Consider the following 6,128-nt stretch of genomic DNA (forward strand, 5'->3'; position numbering starts at 1 on the left):
ATTCCTCAGGCGTCGAGCGCCTCACCACTGGAGCGGAACACACGCAGTTTGCGTCCATCCTCCAGGACCTTGAATCCGATCCGCTCGCCCTTGCCAGTGGCAGGGTTGACCGGCATCACGTTGGAAATGTGGATCGAGCTCTCGCGCTCGACCACGCCGCCGGCGACGCCCGCCTGCGGGTTCGGCTTGGTGTGCCGCTTGACCAGGTTGACGTTGGAAACGACCACGCGGTCGCCATCCACACGCACCACCTCGCCCTGCTTGCCCTTGTCCTTGCCGGTCGTGACGACCACCTGGTCGCCCTTCTTGATACGGTTAGCCATGTCTGCTTCCTCCGCTCAGAGCACTTCAGGCGCGAGCGAGACGATCTTCATGAACTTCTCGGAACGCAGCTCACGGGTCACCGGTCCGAAGATGCGGGTACCGATCGGCTCCTGCTTGTTGTTCAGCAGGACGGCAGCGTTGCCATCGAAGCGGATGAGCGAGCCGTCGGCACGACGGACGCCCTTGCGGGTACGGACCACGACGGCGTCGTAGACTTCACCCTTCTTGACCTTGCCGCGCGGGATCGCGTCCTTGACGGTCACCTTGATGATGTCGCCGATGCCCGCGTAGCGGCGCTTGGAGCCGCCGAGCACCTTGATGCACATCAGTTCCTTGGCACCCGAGTTGTCGGCCACGTCGAGGTAGCTCTGCATCTGGATCATGATTCAGATCTCCCTTATTCGACCGCGCGGGTGACGATTTCCACCACGCGCCAGTTCTTGGTCTTGGACATCGGCGCGATCTCGGTCACGCGCACCACGTCACCTTCGTTGCAGCTGTTGTCCGCATCGTGGGCGTGGAGCTTGGTCGAGCGCTTGATGTACTTGCCGTACAGGGCGTGCTTGACCTGGCGCTCGACGAGGATGGTTACCGTCTTGTCCATCTTGTTGCTGATCACGCGGCCTTCGACCGTGCGCAGCGCCTTGTTGTTGTTGTCGCTCATCGCTGCGATCCCTTACTGGTTGCTGCCGAGCAGGGTCTTCACGCGCGCGATCTCGCGGCGCACCCGGCTGGTTTCGTGGGTCTTCGACAGCTGGCCGGTCGCCTTCTGCATGCGCAGGGAAAATTGCTCCTTGCGCAGATCCAGCAGGTGGGCCTTCAGCTGGTCAGCCGACTTTTCGCGGAGTTCGTTGATCGTAGCCATTAGCGCACCGTGCGGGTCACGAAGGTGGTGGTGACCGAGAGCTTGGCGGCCGCCAGGCGGAACGCCTCGCGCGCCTGGTCTTCCGGCACTCCCTCGATTTCATAGATCATGCGGCCGGGCTGGATCTGGGCCACCCAGTACTCGACGTTACCCTTGCCCGAGCCCATGCGGACTTCGATCGGCTTCTGGGTGATCGGCTTGTCCGGGAACACGCGGATCCACATCTTGCCGCCGCGCTTGACGTAGCGGCTGATCGTGCGGCGAGCCGCCTCGATCTGGCGCGCGGTCAGGCGGCCGTGGGCGGTGGCCTTCAGACCGTACTCGCCGAAGGAAACGGCGTTGGCGCTCCAGCTCAGGCCCTCGTTACGGCCCTTGAACTGCTTGCGGAACTTGGTTCGCTTGGGTTGCAACATCGCCGTTACCTCGCTTCACGTGCGGGACGGGAGGGACGCTCGCGGTCGCCGCGCTCGCCGCGCGGGCTGCTGGCTTCTTCCTGCTTCTCCTGTCCGACCTGGGCGAAGTCGAAGATCTCGCCCTTGTAGACCCATACCTTGATGCCGATCACGCCATAGGTGGTGTGAGCCTCGGCAAACCCGTAGTCGATGTCCGCGCGCAGGGTATGCAGCGGCACGCGGCCTTCGCGGTACCACTCCGAACGCGCGATCTCGGCGCCGTTCAGGCGGCCGGCGACGTTTACCTTGATGCCCAGGGCGCCCAGGCGCATCGCGTTGCCGACGGCGCGCTTCATCGCGCGACGGAACATGATGCGGCGCTCGAGCTGCTGCGCGATCGACTCGGCGACCAGCTGCGCGTCGAGTTCCGGCTTGCGGACCTCGGTCACGTTGATGTGCGCCGGGACGCCCATCAGCTCGCTGACTTCCTTGCGCAGCTTCTCGATGTCCTCGCCACGCTTGCCGATCACCACGCCCGGGCGGGCGGTGTGGATCGTGACGCGCGCGGTCTTGGCCGGGCGCTCGATCAGGATCTTGCTGATCCCGGCCTGCGCCAGCTTCTTGCGCAGCATCTCGCGCACCTTCAGGTCGGCCGCCAGGTACTGGGCGTACTCGCCCTTGTCGGCGTACCACTTCGAATTCCAGTCCTTGGCGATGCCAAGACGGATGCCGGTGGGGTGAACTTTGTGACCCATATTACTTGCCCTCTCCGACGACGACGGTGATGTGGCTGGTCCGCTTCAGGATGCGGGTGCCGCGACCCTTCGCACGCGCCATGAAGCGCTTCAGCGTCGGACCTTCGTCGACCATGATGGTCTTGACCTTCAGCGCGTCGACGTCCGCGCCCTGGTTGTTCTCGGCGTTGGCGATCGCAGACTCCACCACCTTCTTGATCAGGGCGGCGGCCTTCTTGTCGGAGAACTTCAGCAGGTTGACGGCCCGTTCGGCCGGCAGGCCGCGCACCTGGTCGGCGACCAGGCGGGCCTTCTGCGGGGAGATGCGCGCGGTGCGCAGGATGGCTTTCGCTTCCATGGTCATCTCTCCTTACTTCGACTTCTTGTCGCCGCCGTGACCCTTGAAGGTCCGGGTGACGGCAAACTCGCCGAGCTTGTGGCCGACCATGTTCTCGTTCACGAGGACCGGGACATGGTTCTTGCCGTTATGCACAGCGATCGTGAACCCCACCATTTCCGGCAGGATCATGGAACGGCGCGACCAGGTCTTGATCGGCTTCTTGGTGCCGCCCGCGGCTTCCACCTTCTTGACGAGGTGGTGATCGACGAACGGGCCTTTCTTGAGGGAACGTGGCATGGCCGATTAGCTCCTGCGATCGCGCACGATGAACTGCTGGGTGCGCTTGTTCTTGCGCGTCTTGTAACCCTTGGTCGGCACGCCCCACGGGGTGACCGGGTGCGGGTTGCCCTGGCCGGCCTTGGCCTCACCACCGCCGTGCGGGTGGTCGACCGGGTTCATGGCCGCGCCGCGAACGGTCGGGCGCACGCCACGCCAGCGCTTGGCGCCAGCCTTGCCCAGCTTCTCCAGATTGTGCTCGTCGTTGCCGACTTCGCCGATGGTGGCGCGGCACTCGACCGGCACCTTGCGCATCTCGCCCGAACGCAGGCGGAGCAGCGCGTAACCGGCCTCGCGGGCCACCAACTGCACGCCGGCGCCGGCGGCGCGGGCGATCTGGGCGCCCTTGCCCGGCTTCAGCTCGATGCAATGCACCGTCGTACCGACCGGGACGTTGCGCAGCGGCAGGGTGTTGCCGGCCTTGATCGGGGCGTCGGAACCGGCGATCACCTGGTCGCCGGCCTTCAGGCCCTTCGGCGCGATGATGTAGCGGCGCTCGCCGTCGGCGTAGCACAGCAGGGCGATGTGCGCGGTGCGGTTCGGGTCGTACTCGATCCGCTCGACGCGCGCGACGATGCCTTCCTTGTTGCGCTTGAAGTCGATCAGGCGGTAGTGCTGCTTGTGGCCGCCGCCGACATGGCGGGTCGTGATGCGGCCGTGGTGGTTGCGGCCACCGGACTTGCTCTGCTTCTCGACCAGCGCGGCGTGCGGAGCACCCTTGTGCAGGTCGGGCGTGACCACGCGGACCGCGGAGCGGCGGCCGGCAGAGGTGGGCTTGAATTTCATCAATGGCATGGGTTTACCCTCAGGCCTTGGCGGACACGTCGATGCTCTGGCCATCGGCCAGGCGCACGTACGCCTTACGCCAGTCGCCGCGGCGACCGGAACGGAAGCGGAAGGACTTGTTCTTGCCCTTCACGTTGACGACGTTGACCGACTCGACCTTCACGTCGAACAGCTGCTCCACGGCGGCCTTGACGTCGGCCTTGGTGGCGTCGCTCGAAACCTCGAACACGTACTGGTTGCTGACTTCCTGCAGGCGCGCGGTCTTCTCGGACACGCGCGGCGCGAGCAGCACGCTGAAAACTTTCTCGTTGGCGCTCATGCCAGCCACTCCTCGACCTTCTTGACCGCATCGGCGGTGATCAGCACGGAATCGGCGCCGACCAGGGCGACCGGATCCAGCCCCTGCACATCGCGGACCTGCACGTACGGCAGGTTGCGGGCCGACAGGAACAGGTTCTCGGAGGCATCCTCGGTGACGATCAGCGGGCGCTTGCCCAGGTCGAAACCGGCCAGCTTCTCGATCAGGCCCTTGGTCTTGACGGTCTCGACGTCGAACGACTCGACGACCTTCAGACGGCCCTGGCGGTTCAGCTCGGACAGGATCGCGGCCATCGCGGCGCGATACTGCTTGCGGTTGACCTTCTGCGCGAAGCTGCGCGGCTTGGCCGCGAAGGTCACGCCGCCGCCGACGAAGATCGGGGCCGTCAGGGCGCCGTGACGCGCGCCGCCGCCCTTCTGCTTCTTGGACTTCTTGGTGGTGCCGTTGACCTCGGCGCGGGTCTTCTGCGCCTTGGTGCCGGAACGGCCGGCGTTGCGGTAGGCGACGACGACCTGGTGGACCAGGTCCTCGCTGAAATCGCGGCCGAACACTTCGTCGGAGACCGACAGCTTGTTGGCGCTACCCGTAATGGTGAGTTCCATCGTGATTCTCCTTACGCCTTGCTCGCCGGGCGCACGACCACGTCGCCACCCGGTGCACCCGGGACGGCGCCGCGAACGGCGATCAGGCCGCGCTCGGCATCGACGCGCACCACTTCGAGGTTCTGCGCGCTCTGGGTTTCGGCACCCATGTGACCGGACATCTTCTTGCCCGGGAACACGCGACCCGGCGTCTGGCGCTGGCCGATCGAACCCGGCGAGCGATGCGACAGCGAGTTACCGTGGGTGGCGTCGCCCATGGTGAAGTTGTGGCGCTTGATCGTGCCCTGGAAGCCCTTGCCCTTGGTCACGCCCTGGACGTCGACGATCTGGCCAACTTCGAAGATGTCGGCCTTGATCTCGCCACCGATGGCGAAGTCACCGAGCTTGTCGTCGGCGACGCGGAACTCCCACAGGCCGCGGCCGGCTTCGACCTTGGCCTTGGCGTAGTGGCCGGCCAGCGGCTTGTTGACCAGGGCGGCGCGGCGCGAGCCGGTCGTCACCTGGACGGCGCTGTAACCATCGGCCTCGACGGTCTTGATCTGGGTGATGCGGTTCGGGGTGGCCTCGATCAGCGTCACCGGGATGGAACGACCATCATCAGTGAACACGCGGCTCATGCCGGCCTTGCGGCCGACCAGACCCAACGAATACTTCTTCGTCATGTCGGCAGTCCTCAGGCGAGCTTGATCTGGACGTCGACGCCAGCCGCGAGCTCGAGCTTCATCAGCGCGTCCACGGTCTTGTCGTTGGGGTCGACGATGTCGAGCACGCGCTTGTGCGTGCGGGTCTCGTACTGGTCACGCGCATCCTTGTCGGCATGCGGGGAGACGAGAACGGTGTAACGTTCGATCTTGGTCGGCAGCGGGATCGGGCCACGCACCTGCGCGCCGGTCCTCTTGGCCGTCTCGACGATCTCGCTGGCCGAACGGTCGATCAGACGATGATCGAACGCCTTGAGCCGAATCCGGATCTTTTGGTCCGCCATGACGGAGTTCCTTCGTTAAAAGAGCGACGGGCTAGGCCTCTGGGATGCCTGCCCCGATATGGTTCGTAAGACTTCGGCCGCGCATCGGCGACGATTCCGGCCAGGGCCATCCGGCCCCAAAAGCGCGGGCAGACCAGCAAGCCGGCCTGCCCAGACGGAAAAGTATAGAACGCGTAAACATGCGCGTCAACAGCCTGTGAGGCTGCTACGCGCGTAACGTCACGCGACCCTTCCCTGTCCGGCGAACACGAGGCACTTCCTGTGCCTCTTTTCGCTGTAAGGCGGCCGCCCACCCAGGGGGCGGCGCCTGTAACTTGCTGAATTACTTGATGATCTTGGCCACGACGCCGGCGCCGACGGTGCGGCCGCCCTCGCGGATCGCGAAGCGCAGGCCTTCGTCCATCGCCACCGGGTTGATCAGCGTGACCACCATCTTCACGTTGTC

14 protein-coding genes are annotated in these 6,128 nt (G+C 65.3%); all 14 read right to left on the reverse strand.

The window, feature by feature from the left end; genetic code table 11:
- Positions 1-5: 5 nt before the first annotated feature.
- The gene (rplX, locus tag ABKA19_RS08960) at positions 6-323 is read right to left on the reverse strand and encodes a 50S ribosomal protein L24 (protein ID WP_162376530.1); all 318 of its coding nucleotides are present in this window, start codon (positions 321-323) and stop codon (positions 6-8) included.
- A 15-nt stretch (positions 324-338) separates the two neighbouring features.
- Positions 339-707 carry a 50S ribosomal protein L14 gene (rplN, locus tag ABKA19_RS08965; protein ID WP_052630536.1) on the reverse strand — a complete coding sequence of 123 codons (369 nt, stop codon included), beginning with the start codon at positions 705-707 and terminating at the stop codon, positions 339-341.
- Between the two features lie 14 nt (positions 708-721).
- On the reverse strand, positions 722-988 hold the full coding sequence (gene rpsQ, locus ABKA19_RS08970; protein WP_162376529.1) for a 30S ribosomal protein S17: 267 nt from the start codon (positions 986-988) through the stop codon (positions 722-724).
- 12 nt (positions 989-1,000) lie between these two features.
- Entirely contained in the window at positions 1,001-1,189 is a 189-nt protein-coding gene (gene rpmC / locus ABKA19_RS08975) for a 50S ribosomal protein L29 (protein WP_162376528.1), read from the reverse strand.
- Positions 1,189-1,602 (reverse strand): 50S ribosomal protein L16, encoded by a 414-nt coding sequence (rplP, locus tag ABKA19_RS08980; protein ID WP_162376527.1) that lies wholly within the window; start codon positions 1,600-1,602, stop codon positions 1,189-1,191. The genes rpmC and rplP overlap by 1 nt, the downstream gene beginning before the upstream one ends.
- A 5-nt stretch (positions 1,603-1,607) precedes the next feature.
- On the reverse strand, positions 1,608-2,336 hold the full coding sequence (gene rpsC, locus ABKA19_RS08985; protein ID WP_162376526.1) for a 30S ribosomal protein S3: 729 nt from the start codon (positions 2,334-2,336) through the stop codon (positions 1,608-1,610).
- Position 2,337: 1 nt separating this feature from the next.
- Positions 2,338-2,673 (reverse strand): 50S ribosomal protein L22, encoded by a 336-nt coding sequence (rplV, locus tag ABKA19_RS08990; RefSeq protein ID WP_028918209.1) that lies wholly within the window; start codon positions 2,671-2,673, stop codon positions 2,338-2,340.
- Between the two features lie 12 nt (positions 2,674-2,685).
- Complete coding sequence (rpsS, locus tag ABKA19_RS08995) at positions 2,686-2,952, reverse strand: 30S ribosomal protein S19 (protein ID WP_052630548.1); 267 nt, start codon at positions 2,950-2,952, stop codon at positions 2,686-2,688.
- A 6-nt stretch (positions 2,953-2,958) separates the two neighbouring features.
- Positions 2,959-3,786: a 50S ribosomal protein L2 gene (gene rplB, locus ABKA19_RS09000; RefSeq protein WP_162376525.1), complete on the reverse strand. Its 828-nt coding sequence runs from the start codon at positions 3,784-3,786 to the stop codon at positions 2,959-2,961.
- A 10-nt stretch (positions 3,787-3,796) separates the two neighbouring features.
- Positions 3,797-4,096 carry a 50S ribosomal protein L23 gene (gene rplW / locus ABKA19_RS09005; RefSeq protein ID WP_353688590.1) on the reverse strand — a complete coding sequence of 100 codons (300 nt, stop codon included), beginning with the start codon at positions 4,094-4,096 and terminating at the stop codon, positions 3,797-3,799.
- Complete coding sequence (gene rplD / locus ABKA19_RS09010) at positions 4,093-4,698, reverse strand: 50S ribosomal protein L4 (protein WP_162376523.1); 606 nt, start codon at positions 4,696-4,698, stop codon at positions 4,093-4,095. The genes rplW and rplD overlap by 4 nt, the downstream gene beginning before the upstream one ends.
- An 11-nt stretch (positions 4,699-4,709) precedes the next feature.
- A complete protein-coding gene (rplC, locus tag ABKA19_RS09015; protein WP_162376522.1) occupies positions 4,710-5,360 on the reverse strand; it encodes a 50S ribosomal protein L3 in 651 nt (216 codons plus the stop codon).
- Between the two features lie 11 nt (positions 5,361-5,371).
- Positions 5,372-5,683, reverse strand: a complete 312-nt coding sequence (gene rpsJ, locus ABKA19_RS09020; protein WP_052630556.1) for a 30S ribosomal protein S10 — start codon at positions 5,681-5,683, stop codon at positions 5,372-5,374.
- A 322-nt stretch (positions 5,684-6,005) separates the two neighbouring features.
- Positions 6,006-6,128: EF-Tu C-terminal domain-related protein (locus tag ABKA19_RS09025; RefSeq protein ID WP_484607046.1), on the reverse strand; the 123-nt coding region annotated here is incomplete at its 5' end.

Source organism: Pseudoxanthomonas sp. Soil82, assembly GCF_040446535.1.
In the GTDB taxonomy this organism is placed as follows: Bacteria; Pseudomonadota; Gammaproteobacteria; order Xanthomonadales; family Xanthomonadaceae; genus Pseudoxanthomonas; species Pseudoxanthomonas kaohsiungensis.